General features: G+C 61.4%; 19 protein-coding genes. 10 read left to right on the plus strand and 9 right to left on the minus strand.

Going from position 1 to position 17059, the window contains the following annotated elements:
• Positions 1-20 precede the first annotated feature (20 nt).
• Both leuB and U1A24_RS16760 read right to left on the minus strand, forming a co-directional pair.
• Complete coding sequence (gene leuB / locus U1A24_RS16755) at positions 21-1127, minus strand: 3-isopropylmalate dehydrogenase (RefSeq protein WP_322323129.1); 1107 nt, start codon at positions 1125-1127, stop codon at positions 21-23.
• Between the two features lie 33 nt (positions 1128-1160).
• The gene (locus tag U1A24_RS16760) at positions 1161-2066 is read right to left on the minus strand and encodes a LysR family transcriptional regulator (RefSeq protein ID WP_322323130.1); all 906 of its coding nucleotides are present in this window, start codon (positions 2064-2066) and stop codon (positions 1161-1163) included.
• 90 nt (positions 2067-2156) lie between these two features.
• On the opposite strand from U1A24_RS16760, the gene U1A24_RS16765 reads away from it, so the two are divergent.
• Positions 2157-3047 carry an epimerase gene (locus U1A24_RS16765; protein ID WP_322323131.1) on the plus strand — a complete coding sequence of 297 codons (891 nt, stop codon included), beginning with the start codon at positions 2157-2159 and terminating at the stop codon, positions 3045-3047.
• Here the strand turns inward: U1A24_RS16765 and U1A24_RS16770 are convergent.
• From U1A24_RS16770 to leuC, 4 genes are all read right to left on the minus strand, one after another.
• On the minus strand, positions 3009-3971 hold the full coding sequence (locus U1A24_RS16770; RefSeq protein ID WP_322323146.1) for an endonuclease/exonuclease/phosphatase family protein: 963 nt from the start codon (positions 3969-3971) through the stop codon (positions 3009-3011). The genes U1A24_RS16765 and U1A24_RS16770 overlap by 39 nt on opposite strands.
• Before the next feature lie 53 nt (positions 3972-4024).
• Positions 4025-4831 (minus strand): hypothetical protein, encoded by an 807-nt coding sequence (locus U1A24_RS16775; protein WP_322323132.1) that lies wholly within the window; start codon positions 4829-4831, stop codon positions 4025-4027.
• 289 nt (positions 4832-5120) lie between these two features.
• The gene (gene leuD, locus U1A24_RS16780; protein ID WP_322323133.1) at positions 5121-5726 is read right to left on the minus strand and encodes a 3-isopropylmalate dehydratase small subunit; all 606 of its coding nucleotides are present in this window, start codon (positions 5724-5726) and stop codon (positions 5121-5123) included.
• 12 nt (positions 5727-5738) lie between these two features.
• Positions 5739-7157, minus strand: a complete 1419-nt coding sequence (leuC, locus tag U1A24_RS16785; RefSeq protein WP_322323134.1) for a 3-isopropylmalate dehydratase large subunit — start codon at positions 7155-7157, stop codon at positions 5739-5741.
• A gap of 283 nt (positions 7158-7440) precedes the next feature.
• On the opposite strand from leuC, the gene U1A24_RS16790 reads away from it, so the two are divergent.
• Positions 7441-7914 (plus strand): hypothetical protein, encoded by a 474-nt coding sequence (locus tag U1A24_RS16790; RefSeq protein WP_322323135.1) that lies wholly within the window; start codon positions 7441-7443, stop codon positions 7912-7914.
• Between the two features lie 57 nt (positions 7915-7971).
• Here U1A24_RS16790 and U1A24_RS16795 read toward each other — a convergent pair whose 3' ends face one another.
• A complete protein-coding gene (locus U1A24_RS16795; RefSeq protein WP_322323136.1) occupies positions 7972-8112 on the minus strand; it encodes a hypothetical protein in 141 nt (46 codons plus the stop codon).
• A 217-nt stretch (positions 8113-8329) separates the two neighbouring features.
• Between U1A24_RS16795 and rsfS the strand changes: the two genes are divergently transcribed.
• The 7 genes from rsfS to U1A24_RS16830 all read left to right on the plus strand — a co-directional run bounded on the left by rsfS (position 8330) and on the right by U1A24_RS16830 (position 14780).
• Positions 8330-8800 (plus strand): ribosome silencing factor, encoded by a 471-nt coding sequence (gene rsfS / locus U1A24_RS16800; RefSeq protein ID WP_322323137.1) that lies wholly within the window; start codon positions 8330-8332, stop codon positions 8798-8800.
• 3 nt (positions 8801-8803) lie between these two features.
• Positions 8804-9274: a 23S rRNA (pseudouridine(1915)-N(3))-methyltransferase RlmH gene (rlmH, locus tag U1A24_RS16805; protein ID WP_322323138.1), complete on the plus strand. Its 471-nt coding sequence runs from the start codon at positions 8804-8806 to the stop codon at positions 9272-9274.
• Between the two features lie 10 nt (positions 9275-9284).
• The gene (locus U1A24_RS16810) at positions 9285-10190 is read left to right on the plus strand and encodes a hypothetical protein (RefSeq protein ID WP_322323139.1); all 906 of its coding nucleotides are present in this window, start codon (positions 9285-9287) and stop codon (positions 10188-10190) included.
• Positions 10191-10257: 67 nt separating this feature from the next.
• On the plus strand, positions 10258-11778 hold the full coding sequence (gene gpmI / locus U1A24_RS16815; protein WP_322323140.1) for a 2,3-bisphosphoglycerate-independent phosphoglycerate mutase: 1521 nt from the start codon (positions 10258-10260) through the stop codon (positions 11776-11778).
• Complete coding sequence (locus U1A24_RS16820; RefSeq protein WP_322323141.1) at positions 11775-12890, plus strand: murein hydrolase activator EnvC family protein; 1116 nt, start codon at positions 11775-11777, stop codon at positions 12888-12890. Before gpmI ends, U1A24_RS16820 begins: the two co-directional genes overlap by 4 nt.
• Before the next feature lie 9 nt (positions 12891-12899).
• Positions 12900-14246 carry a S41 family peptidase gene (locus U1A24_RS16825; protein WP_322323142.1) on the plus strand — a complete coding sequence of 449 codons (1347 nt, stop codon included), beginning with the start codon at positions 12900-12902 and terminating at the stop codon, positions 14244-14246.
• A 51-nt stretch (positions 14247-14297) separates the two neighbouring features.
• Positions 14298-14780 (plus strand): RNA pyrophosphohydrolase, encoded by a 483-nt coding sequence (locus tag U1A24_RS16830; RefSeq protein WP_322323147.1) that lies wholly within the window; start codon positions 14298-14300, stop codon positions 14778-14780.
• Here the strand turns inward: U1A24_RS16830 and U1A24_RS16835 are convergent.
• Positions 14768-15235 carry a GNAT family N-acetyltransferase gene (locus U1A24_RS16835; RefSeq protein WP_322323143.1) on the minus strand — a complete coding sequence of 156 codons (468 nt, stop codon included), beginning with the start codon at positions 15233-15235 and terminating at the stop codon, positions 14768-14770. The two genes, U1A24_RS16830 and U1A24_RS16835, sit on opposite strands and share 13 nt — an antisense overlap.
• Entirely contained in the window at positions 15232-15618 is a 387-nt protein-coding gene (locus tag U1A24_RS16840) for a GFA family protein (RefSeq protein ID WP_322323144.1), read from the minus strand. The genes U1A24_RS16835 and U1A24_RS16840 overlap by 4 nt, the downstream gene beginning before the upstream one ends.
• A 225-nt stretch (positions 15619-15843) precedes the next feature.
• Between U1A24_RS16840 and U1A24_RS16845 the strand changes: the two genes are divergently transcribed.
• Positions 15844-17059 (plus strand): AAA family ATPase (locus U1A24_RS16845; RefSeq protein ID WP_322323145.1); only part of this gene is annotated, 1216 nt, incomplete at its 3' end.

Below are 17059 nucleotides of genomic sequence, written 5' to 3' on the forward strand. Positions count from 1 at the left end.
CCCCCCCCCACGGCAGGGTGTTACAGGCTGGCTTCCATCGCGGCGATGATCGCATCGCCCATCTGGGTGGTGCTGACCGGCGAGCCGCCTTCGGGGCCCATCAGATCGGCGGTGCGGACGCCATCGGCGAGGACTTTCTCGACAGCTTTTTCGACGCGGGTGGCTTCTGCGCCCATGTCGAAAGAATAGCGCAGCGCCATCGCGAACGACAGGATACAGGCGATCGGGTTGGCTTTGCCCTGCCCGGTGATGTCGGGAGCGGAACCGTGCACGGGCTCATAAAGCGCTTTCGGGCGGCCATTGGCTTGCGGCAGACCAAGGCTGGCCGAGGGCAGCATGCCCAAGGATCCGGTCAGCATCGCGGCCATGTCCGACAGCACATCGCCGAACAAGTTGTCGGTGACGATGACGTCGAACTGCTTCGGCCAACGGCAAAGCTGCATCGCGCCATTGTCGGCATACATATGGGTCAGCGCCACGTCGGGATATTCCTTGTCATGGATTTCCTGCACCACATCGCGCCACAGGATGCCGGATTCCATCACATTGGCCTTCTCCATCGAGCAGAGCTTGTTGCTGCGCTTGCGGGCCAATTCAAAGGCGGAGCGGGCAACACGGGCGATCTCGGATTCGGTATAGCGCTGGGTGTTGATGCCGACGCGCTCATTGCCTTCCATGAAGATGCCGCGCGGTTCGCCGAAATAGACGCCCGAGGTCAGCTCGCGCACGATGACGATATCAAGGCCCGCGACAACTTCGCGCTTCAGCGACGAGAAATCGGCAAGCGCGTCAAAGCACTGGGCGGGGCGCAGGTTCGAGAACAGGTCCATCTCTTTGCGCAGGCGCAAAAGACCACGCTCGGGTTTCACGCTGAAATCGAGTTTGTCGTATTTCGGGCCACCAACGGCGCCCAGCAAAACCGCATCGGCTTCCTGCGCGCGGGCCATGGTTTCATCGGTCAACGGCGTGCCGTGGGCGTCGTAGGAGCAGCCGCCGACCAAGCCTTCGGACACGTCAAAGGTCACGATGCCTTTGGTGTCAAACCAGCTGATCAGTTTCTTGACCTCGGCCATGACTTCAGGACCGATGCCGTCGCCGGCGAGGATAAGCAGGGAGGGATTTGCCATCATAGGCTCCAGGTTTGAAGGGTTGCGGGTGGCCTAGCCAATGGGGGGGGCAGGGTCAAGGTTTAGCGCCCGAAAATGGGCGGCAAGTGCATCAAACACCCGGCGAATGCGGGGGGTGTGGCGCAAAGCCTCGGGCGCGGTCAGCCAGATCGGCAGGGGTTGCAGATGCAGGAAGGCAGCGGTGCGGGTGACGGTGGGGTCGGCATCGCCGATGATGGTCTGCATCCCGCCGAGGCCGAGGCCCGCGCGCACCAGCGCCCAATAGACGATTTGGTCATCGCAGCGGGTCGGGAAATCCTCGCGCCGGGCCTGAAACCCTTGCGCCGCCATCATCCGCAGCATCAGGTCGGAACGGTCGAAGCCTACGAAATCATGGTTCAGGATGGTTTCCGGGGTGATCGGATCGGGCCTATGGGCGAGGTAGCTGTGCGCGGCGTAGATCGCCATCGGGATGTCGCAGAGATGGGCGGTGATCAGATCGGGTTGCGTCGGGCGATACATCCGCAGCGCGATATCGGCCTCGCGGAACAGCAGGTTATCCGAGGCATCGGTGGGGGAAAGTTCGATCTCGATGCCGGGTTCTTCGCGGCGCAGTTCGGCTAGAATCGGGGGCAAATGATACTGCGAGACGATGCGGCTGGCAGTGATGCGGACCGGGCCGTGCAGGCTGGTGTCGCGGCCAGCCACCGCCAGCGCCAGTTTCGCCGCCGCGTCGCGCATAGTGCGGGCGTGCGGGATCAGGGCTGTGGCCTCGGCCGTGGGGGCCAGTCCGCGCGGTTGGCGGGTGAACAGGGGTAGGCCGAAAGCGGCCTCCAGATCTGCAATGTGGCGGCCTAAAGTCGGTTGGCTGAGGTTTAACTGCCGAGCAGCTGCCGAAAGCGAGCCGGTTTCTGCCACGGCGAGGAAGGAACGAGTGAGGGTCCAGTCAAGATGATCCATGCAGATATGAATAGCACATCTGCGATGGGTGCCAATGTTATGAATGGATGGCTGCTGCTAATTTCATTCTGCAACATAAGGAGACGGATCATGGCAGTGGTTTTGGTGGCAGGGACGTCGGGGCTGTTTGGTTCCCATGCGGCAAAAGCGTTTGCGGCGGCGGGCTGGGAGGTGCGGCGCTATCAGCGCGGCACCGATATGGCGCAAGCGGCGCAGGGGGCGGATGTGATCGTCAACGCGATGAACCCGCCGATGTATCACGATTGGCAGCGTTTGGTGCCCGCGATCACCGCGCAGGCGATTGCGGCGGCGCGGGCCAGCGGGGCCACGCTGATCGTGCCAGCGAGTGTGTATAATTACGGCAACCAGCCAAGGCCGTGGGGGCCCTCGACGCCGCAAAAGCCCAACACGCGCAAGGGGGCGGTGCGGGTGCAGATGGAGGCGGAGTATCGCGCCAGTGGTGTGCCGGTGATCCTGCTGCGCGGTGGCGACTTCATCGATGCGGCTGGAAAGACGCAGGGCATGGGGATGGCGTTGCGCGGGTTGGCAAAGGGCAAGATCATGGCGTTTGGCGGGGCGGATGTGCCGCGCGCCTATGCCTATCTGCCGGATATGGCACGGGCGGCGGTGGCTTTGGCCGAGGTTCGCAGCACCTTGCCGCGTTTTGCCGACATTCCGTTTGCGGGGCTGACGTTCAGCATGCAAGAGCTGTCAGACAGCTTTCAGCAGCAGAGTGGGCAGGTGTTTCGGATCTCGAAATTTCCATGGTGGCTGTTGGGTTTGGCGGCACCGTTCTGGGAACTGGCGCGGGAAATGCGTGAGATGCGCTATCTCTATGAGCTGCCGCATCGTCTGGATGGCGCGACGATGCAAGCCGTGTTGCCTCAGTTCCAGACCACCGGATTGGCCGAGGTGGCGGCGGCGCAACTGCGCTGGGCGGGGCTAGGGCGCAAGGTCAACCCAGAGCGGGCGATGGCGTGAGGCGGTTGTCAGGGTGGCGGCGGTGGGGTCGGTATCTGGCGGCCAGACCACGCCCGAGGCTGTGATCTGCAGATCTTTTGAGGGCAGAACAATCTCCACCCGCAACCCGCCGATCTTGGGGTAGAGCGCGGTATCCAGCGCCGGATCACCGGTCTGGCCGGGATCATGCCGGGTGGACCCGCCGCGCGGGCGTGGGTCTTGCAGCGCGGCATGGTGCAACAGCGCCGTGACCGCCTGCTTGCGGCCCGCGCCATCGGCGGGGTCGAGGTTGCTTTGGCCCAAGATCACAAACGGCGGCTCGGGCGGTTTGAACGGCAGGTCGCCCGCCAAAAGGTGCAACCAGAACGCGGTCTCATCATGGTTGCGCCGGCCATTGCGGTCTTCTGGCCCATCGAAGACCGGGGGGCTGGCGTAGTAGGCCAGCAAGCGCAGGGTTTTGCCATCGGGCAGCTTGACCGGCACCTCATATGCACCGGTGGTGGAGAGAAGCTGGCTTGGCGGCGTGTCGGGCAGCATCAGATTTCCGGGCAGATCGACCCATAGGAACCCACTGAAATCGCGAATGTTTTCAGGCTCAATCGGAAGGCGCGACAGCACGGCCATGCCGCCTTCACCCGCCCAGCGGCCATAGGCTTGGGCATCGCGCGGCTCTCCCAGAATGCCGTTGCCGTCCAGATCAAGCCCAGTGGCAATGCCGGTATTCGGGCGCAATGGCAGGCGGTAAGGATAGGGTGCGCCAGCCTCAGCCAGCCGCTTTTCCAGTGCCGCAAGGGTTTCGCCGTGCAGATCGTAGTCGATACCGGTCAGCACCAGCACATCGGCATCAAGGCTTGCGATCACCTGAATCGCGGCCAGTTGCGCGGGGTTGTCACCGCGCTTCAAGGCTTGCAGTGCAAGGCCGGGGCCCTTGGCCCAAAGGTCGATGTTATAGGTGGCGACGCGCAGATCGGCCAAAGCGGGCCAAGCCCACAGCCAGATCAGGCATGCATATAGCGCTTGCCACCGCCGCCCGGCATATTCGCCGCGCGGGTTTCGGTAATCATGTCGGCGACGCGACCCATCGCAATGCCGCGCATGAACAAGCTGGCGGGAAGGAAGGCCCATGCCGTCATCGTCCAGATTAAGGTTTGTGGCGACGACAGCGTCAGCGGTTCAAACCCGGTCGACGCAATCTTCACCACCGCTGGGATCAAGAATGGCAGCAAAAACCCTAACGCAATGTTAATGCGGGCATCCCGCGTCAGCCGTGTGACCACATCTGCCCCGGCGGTGGGGTCGAAGGTGGGCAGATTGACCCAGACATTGAAGGCGCGCCTGCGGGAGGGCCAGCGGCCTGCCTTCAAGAGAATGACAAAAATAGAGAGCGAAATCAGTGAGATCAGATACGCCATCCCGGCGGCGGTGCGCACAGCGGCGACCTGCTCGGCGGTCGAATCGTCGGCAACCATCAGGGTGGCCAGCCGCACCGGGCTATAGGGGAAATCCATCGAGATCCCGATTAATGTGCCCACGGCAGCAAAGAAATCGGTCAGCGTGGAGGGCATGATGTCGCCGCGCGCGATCATCGACAAAGAAACGACGGTGGCCAGCAGCATGAGGAACCGCACGCGGTTGAACGGCGGGGCATCGCGGAATTCAACAAGGCTGGGATAGGTGGCGTTGTATTCCACAAAGGTCAAAAGCCCAGCGAACAGCGCCACAAGCGCCACCATCTGTTTGGCATCTGCTGTCACGTCGATCAAAAGCACGGAGGGCGAGGCAACCAGCACCATCACCAAAACCATGCGCACAATCGCGCCTGTTAGCCGCGAAACCACTGCCCTGCCACCCTTCAATCGGTCTCGTCTGGAGTTTTGCCAGGCAAGGATCCCGAAGATATCCCGCACTTTAAGGCGGGTTGCCTCAATCTTGCCCAATTCTTGCCTTCTTTCAGTCTGTACTGCAACCGCTGGGTTAATGATCGTCAAGGACTGTGGCAATTCCGTGTTCAAGGTGTTGCAGGATTGAATCAAACTTACGGTAACAAAAAGGCCACCCCGCAGGGTGGCCCTAGATATAGTGGTTTGTGTGGCTTCAGGCCCAAGGATGCAGGGCGGCGTTCTTTTTCTCAAAAGAATCAATGGCCGAGGCTTTTTCCAGCGTCAGGCCGATATCGTCCAACCCATTGATCAAGCAGTGCTTGCGGTGGCTGTCGACGTCAAACGCGAACACCTGACCATCCGAGGTGGTGACGGTTTGGGCGATCAGATCAACCGTCTGCCGGGCGTTGGCGCCTTTTTTCGCGTCAGCCATCAGTACATCGACCACGTCCTGCGGCATCACGATCGGCAGGATGCCGTTCTTGAAACAGTTGTTGTAGAAGATGTCAGCGAAAGAGGTGGCGATCACACAGCGGATGCCGAAGTCGAGCAAGGCCCAAGGCGCATGTTCGCGCGACGAGCCGCAACCGAAGTTGTCGCCCGCCACGATGATCTCGGATTTCCGATAGGCGGGCTGGTTCAGCACGAAATCGGCGATCTCGCTGCCGTCGAGATTGTAACGCATCTCATCGAACAGATTGACCCCAAGGCCCGAGCGCTTGATGGTTTTCAGGAACTGTTTGGGGATGATCATATCGGTGTCGATATTGACCAAGGGCATCGGTGCCGCGATCCCGGTGAGGGTGGTGAATTTATCCATCTTTACAGCTCCTTAAACCGTCTCAGTCATCATCTCGCGCACATCGGTCAGATGACCGGTGATTGCGGCGGCGGCGGCCATGCCGGGGGAGAGCAGGTGGGTGCGGCCTCCGCGGCCCTGACGGCCTTCAAAGTTGCGGTTTGAGGTGGCAGCGCAACGTTCACCCGGAGCCAGTTGATCGGGGTTCATCGCGAGGCACATCGAACAGCCCGCCAGACGCCATTCAAAGCCCGCGTCGATGAAAATCTGCGCCAGACCTTCGGCTTCCGCCTGCGCACGCACAAGGCCCGAGCCGGGAACGACCATCGCGCGGATGCCGTCTTTCTTCTTCTTGCCCTTCAGGATCGCCGCCGCAGCGCGCAGGTCTTCGATCCGGCCATTGGTGCAAGAGCCGATGAACACGGTGTCGATCTTGATATCGCTCAGCTTTTGGCCGGGAACGAGGCCCATATAGTCCAAAGCGCGCTGCACGGCTTCGACCTTGCCGCCGGTGAAATCGGACGGCGAGGGCACGACTGCGGTGATCGGCAGAACGTCTTCGGGCGAGGTGCCCCAAGTGACCAGCGGCGCAATATCTTCGCCTTTGATCGTCACCACCTTGTCGAAAAACGCGCCTTCATCGGTGTAAAGCGTTTTCCAATAGGCCACCGCAGCCTCCCATGCGGCACCTTTCGGCGCGTGCGGGCGGCCCATGCAATAGGCGTAGGTTTTCTCATCCGGGGCGATCAGACCAGCGCGCGCGCCGCCTTCGATCGCCATGTTGCAGACCGTCATGCGGCCTTCCATCGACAATTCGCGGATGGCTTGGCCACAATATTCAATGACATAGCCGGTGCCGCCGCCAGTGCCGGTCTCACCGATCACTGCCATGGTGATATCTTTGGCGGTGACGCCGGGGCGCAAGCTGCCGGTGATTTCGACCTTGAAGTTCTTGGCCTTGCGCTGGATCAGCGTTTGGGTGGCCAGCACATGTTCAACTTCCGAAGTGCCGATGCCATGCGCCAGCGAGCCGAACGCGCCGTGAGTCGCGGTGTGGCTGTCACCACAGACAACGGTCATGCCGGGCAGGGTCCAGCCTTGCTCGGGGCCGACGATATGCACAATGCCTTGGCGGACATCCGACACCGGGTAGTAGTGGATGCCAAAATCCTTGGCGTTCTGGTCCAAAGCCGCCACCTGAATGCGGCTGTCTTCGGTCATCGTCGCGGCATTGGCGCGATCAAGCGTGGTCGGCACGTTATGGTCCGGCACGGCAATGGTTTTTTCCGGCGCGCGCACTTTGCGACCGGTCATCCGCAGGCCTTCAAAGGCTTGCGGGCTGGTCACTTCATGCACCAGATGGCGGTCGATATACAAAAGGCAGGTGCCGTCATCGGCTTGGTGGACGACGTGATCGTCCCAGATTTTGTCGTAGAGAGTCCGAGCGGTCATGGCTCTGGTCCTTGGCTGTGGCGGTTTAGGCCGGGGGCTTGGAATGGTATGGAAGACGCGGAGCGCCCGCGCGGGCGGTGACCCAGCTTTAAAGTCGGGCGAGGATATTGCGGGTCATGCCGAAAAAGCGGGCCGGAAGCCGTGCATGATCGGTGATATTGAGATAAATGAACCCTTGCATGGCCAAGGGAATTACGCCCTCTTTGCGTGAAATGCAACTGCCGCCGGGGTGGGGGCCGATGAGAAAGAGGTGGAAATGCGAGCTTGGATGCGCCTTGCGCTGGTGGCGCTGACCGGAACGGTGCTGGCGGGGCCACTGGTTGGCGAAACGAACACCGGCACTTTGTTTTTAGATTTGCCCAACGGCGTGGCGCTTCAGTCCGAGGGGCATAGTCTGAGGGTGGGTGCCTGTAACTGTGGTGGCGCTCACTTGGCGTCCGAGAAGTTCCGGCTGGAGATCGTTGTTAAAAGCGTGCTGAAAGATGGTGGCCTGCACTATATCCTTACGGTGCCAGCCAAGCAGATGCCTCGGCTGGAGCGGCGGATGGCTAAGACTGACGCGGCGCGGGTCGATGAAACCGCAGAAAAATCCTACGGCTTTAATCCTTTGGTCAAACTTTGCCGACAGCGCGATCAGCTGCAAAAAGCAGGTCCTGTGGTTTTGGGGCTGTTGAATCGGGACGGCGCAAAGATCGAAGGCAAGACGCGGACCTTTATACTGACCGAGAAGGCCAATGTCCCGGACTGCGCCGCCTGATCTGGGCGAGGCCGGATCGCCTCGCATCGGATGTGCTTGTTGCAAGAAAAGCCGATATTAGTAGGTGTTGAAACGTCCGCGTTCGATTTCGCGCTCACGGCATTCCAGATCATAGATGCTGACAGCGCCGTTCAGGTATTCAAGTTCTGCTTCATGGCGGGTTTTGCGACGCGGCAGCAGTTTAAGAAACTTATTCATGGTGTTTACTCCGTTGTTCCCTCCCTGCCATAATATGCTGCATTGCAGCGTGAATGTGTAGCTATGCGGAAAGTATTGCCGCCATGCGGTGGGCGCATGGCTTTGTGCTCGTTTTTTGGTCAATGCTGCTGTCCTAAAGGCAAGCCATGCCCTTGCGAAGCCACGCTTTGCAGGATAGACGCGCGCCTTCGCCCGCCGTTGAGATTGTTGCCCTGCAATGATAGGCTGGCTTCAGCCCTGTGCCGGGGCCGCATCGGCGCGCTATTTGGAGGACGTTGTCCTGTCGCATTCTGATCCCGCCACCGGCCTTCCGGTTGGCCCGCGCGCCACCCGCGCGTCTGAAGATTACACCGCCGAAGATCTGCTGGCCTCCGTGCTGGCCTCGGTCGATGACGATAAAGCCGAAGACATCGTGCAGATTGATCTGCGCGGCCGCTCGGATGTGGCCGATTACATGGTGATCTGCTCGGGTCGCTCATCGCGGCAGGTTGGCTCGATTTCCGAAAAGCTGGCGGATCGCTTGAAAGAGCAGTTCCATTTGTCGGCCAAGATGGAAGGCAAAGAAACCGGCGATTGGGTGCTGATTGATGCGGGCGATGTCATCGTCCACGTCTTCCGCCCCGAAGTGCGCGAGTTCTATGATCTTGAAAAGATGTGGCTTCCGGGCAGCGCGCATCGCGGGGCGTAAGTCTTGCGGCTGCATGTATGTGCGGTGGGGCGGCTGAGGGCAGGCCCCGAGCGCGATCTGGTGGATGACTATTACACGCGGCTGGACCGCACCGGGCGGCCTTTGGGGCTTGGCCCGGTGGCGGAGCTTGAGGTTGAGGACAAGAAGAACCTTGGCATGGCGGCGGAAGCGGTTTTGCTGGAGCGGGCTATTCCCAGCGGCGCATTGATCGCGACTTTGGATGAGCGCGGACGGGTTTTGTCGTCACCGGAGTTTGCCGAGATGCTGGCAGGCTGGCGTGATGGCGGGCGGCAGGATGTGGCCTTTGTGATCGGCGGCGCGGATGGCATTGACCCCAGCCTGCGGGCAAAGGCGGGGTTTTCCTTGAGCTTCGGGCGCATGGTGTGGCCGCATATGCTGGTACGGGTGATGCTGGCGGAGCAGTTGTATCGGGCTGCGACGATTCTGGGCGGCGGGCCGTATCATCGGGCTTGAGGGGGCGGGGATGAGCGACAGTTTTCGCGTCATGCAGGCGGTCAGCGACCTTGTTCATCATGTGAAACCTTTGCTGGCGCAGCATTTGGCTGCTGTTGCCGAGGCGTCAGGGATGACGCTGCGCGAGGCGGGTGAGGCATTTGCGCGGCTGCGCGATGATGGCTTCCGGTTTCAGCGCGACGAGACTCTGCCGTTGCTGGACGGGTTGGAGGCGATTGCGATCAGCCAAGCCGAGGGCTTTGATCTGGCCGTGGTGGTCCTGCTGGCGGATGTGTTGCAGCGGCGGCAAGTGTCGAGATTGTTGGCAGAGGTTTGGGATGAAGCCTGCAAACGTTTGTGGGGATGGCCTGCGACTTTGCGGGCGGCGGCGGCGAATGGGTTGCGTCGGGCGGTCGAATTGGGCGCTATCCCCTTGGCGACACCGCCAGCCGATGCAGATTGTCAGACCCGACAAACCAACGAAATTGCCGAGCATTTGTTGCAGATTGTGCGGTCAATGCGGCGCGATGAATTGGAAGCCGTGGCACAGGCAGAGCATGGGCGCGATGCGGCACCGCATCTGGCGGCATTGCGCGAGGTGATTGCGCTTCATGATGGTATAATGGGGCCAGACCACTACTGGTTTCCATCCGAAGTTGTCGAACTGACCGCGCATGTCGCAAGCGCGCCGGGTTTTGCGGGTTGCACAGCGATTTTGCTGTTGAACGCGATGCGAGAAGGGGATCGTCGAGGTTGGATCAATTTTCGCTGGGAACCGCTTGGCGCTGCTTACTGCGTGTTGCAGCCCTCGCGACGCGATCCCATCCTTGCCGGTATTCGCTATATTTATGAGACTGATCCAGAGTTTTGTGCGTTGTCGCCAAGAAAGGCACGGCTTGGCGAAGGAACCACCATCCCTGTCGTTGACGATCTTTAACGGCGCAACCGTTGCTCTACGCCAATCCCAGCGCTAGAAGCGTTTGACGCATTGGAAAGGTCGCTTCATGTCCCGCAAACCCGTTGTTCTGTGCATTCTGGATGGCTGGGGGATCAATGCCGATCCGACCTCTAGCGCGCCTGCGCAGGCCAATGTGCCGAACTTCAACCGGATTTGGGCGACCTGTCCGCACTCGACCTTGATCACCTATGGGCCGGATGTGGGGTTGCCGACTGGGCAGATGGGGAATTCCGAGGTCGGGCACACCAATATCGGCGCGGGGCGGGTGGTGGCGATGGATCTGGGCGCGATTGATCTGGCGGTGGAGGATGGCACGTTTGCCACCAATCCTTCGCTGCTGGAATTTGTCGGCAAGTTGAAGGCGAGCGGCGGCACGGCGCATCTGATCGGGATGGTGTCGGATGGCGGGGTGCATGGCCATATCACCCATGTGATTGCAGCGTGTCGGACGATCACGGCTTTGGGTGTGCCGGTGGCGTTGCACGCGGTTACGGATGGGCGGGATGTTTCGCCATCGTCTGCGGCAGAATTCATCGACATGCTGATGGTGCAACTGCCCGCAGGGGCGAAGGTTGCCACGGTGATCGGGCGCTATTGGGCGATGGACCGCGACAATCGCTGGGAGCGGGTGCAGCGCGCCTATGATGCGATGGTGATGGCGAATGGCGAACATGCCGAGACGCCCGCACAGGCGGTGGCGCAGTCTTATGCCAAGGGTGAGATGGATGAATTCATCGCGCCCACAGTGATCGGCGACTATCAGGGCGCGATTGATGGCGACGGGGTGTTCTGCCTGAACTTCCGCTCGGACCGTTCGCGCGAGATTTTGGGGGCGCTGGCGGCTCCCGGCTTTGCGGGCTTTGCCACCGGGGATCGGCCTGAATGGGCGGCGATGCTGGGGATGGTGGAATATTCCACTGATCACAACGAATACATGGCAACGGCTTACCCCAAGCGCAGCATTTCCAACACTTTGGGCGAGTGGGTCGCCAAGCAGGGCCTGACGCAATTCCGACTTGCCGAGACCGAGAAATACCCCCATGTCACGTTCTTTCTGAACGGCGGGCGTGAGGTGCCGTTTGAGGGCGAAGACCGCGCGATGCCGAAATCGCCGAAAGTGGCGACCTATGATCTGCAGCCGGAAATGTCGTCGGTTGAGGTGGCGGATAACCTCGTGATGGCGATCGAGAAGGGCTATGATCTGATCGTCGTCAATTTCGCCAACCCCGATATGGTTGGCCATACCGGCAGTCTGACGGCGGCGATCAAGGCCTGTGAGGCGGTTGATCTGGGCTTGGGCCGTGCGCTGGTGGCGCTGGAAGCCAAGGGCGGTGCGATGATCGTCACCGCTGATCATGGTAACTGCGAGATGATGATTGATCCGGTGACGGGTGGGCCGCACACCTCGCACACCGTCAATCCGGTGCCGGTGGTATTAGTGGGTGGGCCTGCGGGGGCGGTGCTGCGCGATGGCGGGCGGCTGGGAGATCTGGCCCCGACGGTGCTGGCGCTGATGGGGCTGCCGCAACCGCCCGAGATGACCGGGCGGAGCCTTCTGCTGGCATGATCCGTCTCGCCGCCTTGCTGGTCATGCTGACCGCCTCGGCGGGGGCATCTGGCGTGGCGGAAGATGCGGCTGAGGCGAGTGCCGAATTGCAGGCGGCCGTGACGGCGCTGCAAGAGGCCGAGGGCGCGAAGGATCGGGTGGCGGCTCTGACGCAAACCATCAAGGCCTATGAAGAGGGGCTTGCGGCGCTGCGCGAAGCCTTGCGGCAGGCAGAGCTGCGCGAAACCCAGTTGACGTTGCAATTTCAGACCAAGCGCGACCGGATCGCGCAGCTGTTGGGCGTGCTTTCCCGCATTGAGGCCGAGCCGGGGCCTTTGTTGCTGCTGCACCCGACAGGGCCTTTGGGGACGGTGCGCTCGGGCATGATGTTGGCCGATGTGACCCCGGCGTTGCAGGCGGAAGTGAATGCTTTGAAAAGCCAGTTGCAGGAACTGTCTTATCTGCGCCGCTTGCAGCAAGAGGCGGGTGAGATTCTGGGGCGCGGGCTGGCTGCTGCGCAAACCGCGCGGTCCGAGCTGAGCCAAGCCATGTCGGATCGCACCACCTTGCCGAAGCGCTTTACCGAAGACCCCGAGGTGCTGAAGGGCCTGCTGGAATCGGCGGACACGCTGGAAGCCTTCGCGGGCGGTCTGGCGCTGGATGATACCGGCAATGCCAGCTTTGCCGAGCAGCAGGGCAAACTCGATCTGCCCGCACTGGGCACCATGCTTTTGAAACCCGGTGAAACCGATGTGCGGGGGGTCACCCGGCCCGGAATGACACTGGCGACCCGGCCTGCCGCGCTTGTCACCAGCCCCTGGGCTGCGACGATCCGCTACCGCGGTCCTTTGCTCGACTACGGAAACGTGATGATTATTGAGCCCGGTGGTGGCTATCTTATGGTTCTGGGCGGGCTCGATCAGGTGTATGGCGAGGTTGGCGAAGTGATTGCAAAGGGCGCGGCGCTGGGCCTGATGGGCGGAACAGCGGCGGGAAGTGGCGATCTGTTGACGCCTTTGCGAGAAGACAGTGGTGGACGCGAGACGGAAACGCTTTACTTGGAATTGAGGCAAGGCTCTGAACCAGTGGACCCGACGGCGTGGTTCGCGGCAACAGCCAAAGCAGGGGAATAGGACCAGCTTATGAAGAAGATGATTATCGCAGCGCTGTGCGGCTCGATTGCAGGCGGCGTTCTGACGACGCAGCTGGCTGGCCCGCTGATTGCGCAGGATGCGACGAAAAACGCCTCGGTCTATGAGCAGCTGGATCTGTTTGGCGATATTTTTGAACGCATCCGCGCGCAATATGTCGAGGATGTTGACAGCAAGAAGCTGGTTGAGGCGGCGATCAACGGCATGTTGACCTCGCTTGATCCGCATTCCGGCTATCTGGATGCGAAATCCTTTGACGACATGAACACCCAGACCCGCGGCGAGTTCGGCGGTTTGGGCATCGAAGTGACGATGGAAGAGGGCTATATCAAGGTCGTCTCGCCGATGGATGGCACGCCTGCCGACAAGGCGGGCATCAAGCCGGGCGATTTCATCACCATGGTCGATGGCGAGAACGTGCAGGGTCTGACGCTGGATGAAGCGGTGGACAAGATGCGCGGCCCGATTGGCTCGGAAATCGTGATCAATGTGGTGCGCGAAGGCGTGGCGGAACCGTTCGATGTCTCGATCATCCGCGACACCATCAAGGTGGCTGCGGTGAAGTCGCGGCTGGTTGGCAATATCGGCGTGATGCGGGTGTCGTCGTTCAACGATCAGACTTATCCGGGCATTCAGGACGGCATCAAGAAGCTGGCCGAAGAGGCGGGCGGCATGGACAAGATCAACGGCTTCGTGGTTGATCTGCGCAACAACCCCGGTGGTTTGCTGAAACAGGCGATTCTGACCTCGGATGCGTTCCTGAACGAAGGTGAGATCGTCTCGACCCGTGGCCGCAATGCCGAAGACAGCTCACGCGAGAATGCAACGCCGGGCGATCTGGCCGAGGGCAAGCCGATTGTGGTATTGATCAATGGCGGTTCGGCTTCGGCATCCGAGATCGTCGCAGGGGCGTTGCAGGATCACCGCCGCGCGATTGTAGTGGGGACGAAAAGCTTCGGAAAAGGTTCGGTGCAGACGCTGATCCCGCTGAAGGGCGAAGGCGCGATGCGACTGACCACGGCGCGCTATTACACGCCGTCGGGGCGCTCGATCCAGTCTCTGGGGGTGATGCCGGATATCGTGGTGAACCAGCCTGTGGTCGATCCGGCGGCAGAAGGCACCGAGACGAAGGCAGCCGAGGATCAGGCCAAACAGCGCACCGAAGCGTCGCTGCGCGGGGCGATCACCAATGACTCGATGACCGAAGATGAGAAAAAGCAGATGGAGCAAGATCGGGCGCGCACCGAAGAAGCCGCCAAGCTGCGCGATGAGGATTATCAGCTGGCCTATGCGGTGGATATCCTGCGCGGGTTGAACGCTGTCGCGCCCACACCGTAACCTTTTGCCGTGCCAGAGAAATCTGGCGCGGCTTTCCAGCCCGAGGCCTGTATGACCGTCGATCCTGAAAGCCTGCCTTATCGCCCCTGTGTCGGTGTTGTGCTGATCAACGCCGAAGGCCTGATCTTTGCTGGTCAGCGCCTGGATAACCCGGTGCCCGCCTGGCAAATGCCGCAGGGCGGGATTGACGAGGACGAAAAGCCGCGTGCGGCGGCGCTGCGCGAGCTGTGGGAAGAAACCGGCGTGACCGCTGATCTGGTGGAGTTTGTCGCCAAGACCCATCATTGGGTGACCTATGATCTGCCGCCCGAATTGTTGGGAAAGGTCTGGGGCGGCAAGTATCGCGGCCAGCGCCAAAAGTGGTTTTTGTTCCGGTTCATCGGGACTGATGCGCAGGTCAATATCGCCACTGACCACCCCGAATTCTCACACTGGCGCTGGATTGGCGCGGATGAGATGGTCGCTTCAATCGTGCCGTTCAAGCACAAGGTTTATCAGGAAGTCGTGCAGGCTTTTCGCGCCTATCTGGCCTGAACCGCTTTGCGGAAGCTGATCGAGGTCGGCTGAGTATAGCCAGGATGTGCACTGCGCCCGGTTTCCACAAAGCCCAAAGCGCGAAAGGTGGCGTGGTTTTCCACCAGTTCCGCGCGGGTTTCCAATTCCACCGCCGCCAGCCCCAAAGCCTTGGCGCGGGCCTCGGCCACATCAACCAGCGTCCGCGCCAACCCTTTGCCACGCTGGCCGACACTGACCGCCAGCTTGCCCAGATAAAGCGATTCCGCTTGCACGGTCAGGAACATGCAGGCGATGGGGGGGCTGCCCACCAGCCACACCTCACCGCTTTCGGCCTTGGCGGCGATGTCGGCTTCGGTCAGCCGCTGCATTGACGACGGCGGATCAATCCGGCCCTCCATATAGGCAAATTCGGTCTGGATCAGGCGCAGGATGGCGGCCCAATCGCAGGGTGCTGTCGCGCGGTAGGGGATCATGTGCGCGGCAATCCATCGGTCAGATGCAGCCATGGCAGCATCTCATCGGTATGCACATGGCTCTCGGCGGCATAGATCGACGGATCCTCCAGCAATGCCGCATAAAAGTGGATCTCGCCCGGATAGCGATCAGACCGATACGCCATTTGTGAGCCACATTTTGCGCAGAAATCCCGCCATACTCCCGGTGACGAGGCATAGCTGGCAGGCGCGGCCCCGGTCCATGCCCAAGCGCCATGTGCGACGCCAAAGAACGAGGTGAAGGCCGAGGAACAGGCCCGCCTGCAGCTTTCGCAATGGCAATGGCTTTGCCACAACGGCGCGGCGGTGCAGCAAAAGCGGGTGGCACCGCAAAGGCAATGGCCGGAATAGGGCGGGGTCATTTCAGGCTCCTTCCCTGTAATTATCCGCGCGCTTCCGGCATCGGTCAATGTCCCCGATTTGCTCTTTTTGAAATATTCCCGCCGGAGGCACCTCCTTCTCAGCCCAAAATCCCCTCAATATCTTGGGGATAAACGCTCAAGCCGCGCCATATCCTGCGGTCATAAGTTGACACGCAGCGGGCCCGGCCCGAAACTGCCCCTCCAACGGAATCAGGACAAACGCCTTTGCGCTTTACCAAGCTGCGGTTGAATGGCTTCAAAAGCTTCGTGGACCCGACCGATCTGGTCATCCATGACGGGCTGACCGGGGTGGTCGGCCCGAACGGCTGTGGCAAATCCAATCTTCTGGAAGCGATGCGCTGGGTGATGGGGGAAAACCGCCCCTCGGCGATGCGCGGCGGCGGCATGGAGGACGTGATCTTCAACGGTGCCGCTACCCGAGGGGCGCGGCACTTCGCCGAAGTCGCGCTGGTGCTGGACAACTCCGACCGTCTTGCGCCCTCGGGGTTCAACGATGCCGACACCATTGAAATCACCCGGCGGATCACCCGCGATGCAGGCTCGGCCTACAAGCTGAACGCCAAAGAGCTGCGCGCCCGCGATGTGCAGATGCTGTTTGCCGATGCCTCGACCGGGTCGCATTCGCCCGCCCTGGTGCGGCAAGGGCAGATTTCCGAACTGATCAATGCCAAACCGAAAGCCCGGCGGCGGATTTTGGAAGAAGCTGCTGGAATCTCGGGGCTTTATGCGCGCAGGCACGAGGCTGAGCTGAAGCTGTCCGGGGCGGAAACCAACCTTTTGCGGGTCGATGATGTGCTGGAATCGATGGCGCAGCAGCTCTCGCAGCTGACCCGGCAGGCCAAGCAGGCGGCGCGCTATCGCGAGATTGGCGAGGAACTGCGCCGGGCGGAAGGCCAGCTTTTGTATCGCCGCTGGCGTGAAGCTGAACTCGCCCGCGCCGAGGCTGATGGTCTTTTGCGGCAACGCCTGACGCTTGCCGCGCAAGCCGAAGCCGCGGCACGTCTGGCCGCCAAGCAGCGCGAAGCCGCCGAAGATGCGCTGCCGCCGCTGCGTGAGGAAGAGGCTATTGCCGCCGCCATCCTGCAACGGCTGATGGTGCAGCGCGACCAGTTGGGCGACCAAGAGGCCCGCGCCCGCGCGATGATCGAAACCCTGCGCGGGCGGATCACCGAGCTTGACCGCGATACCGAACGCGAATCCAGCCTGAACCGCGATGCCGGTGAGACGATTGCGCGGCTGGACTGGGAAATCGAGCAGCTGTTGCGTGCCCATGAAGGCCACGAGGATCGCTTGACCGAGGCGTCAGACGTGGCGCGCGAGGCTTCGGCTGTGCTGACCGACCGCGAAGGCGTGCTATCGCAAGCCACCGAAGACGCCGCCCGTCTGGCTGCGCGGCATCAGTCGGTGCAGCGGATGCTGG

The sequence above is a fragment of the Cypionkella sp. genome, from assembly GCF_034376685.1.
Classification (GTDB): Bacteria; Pseudomonadota; Alphaproteobacteria; order Rhodobacterales; family Rhodobacteraceae; genus Cypionkella.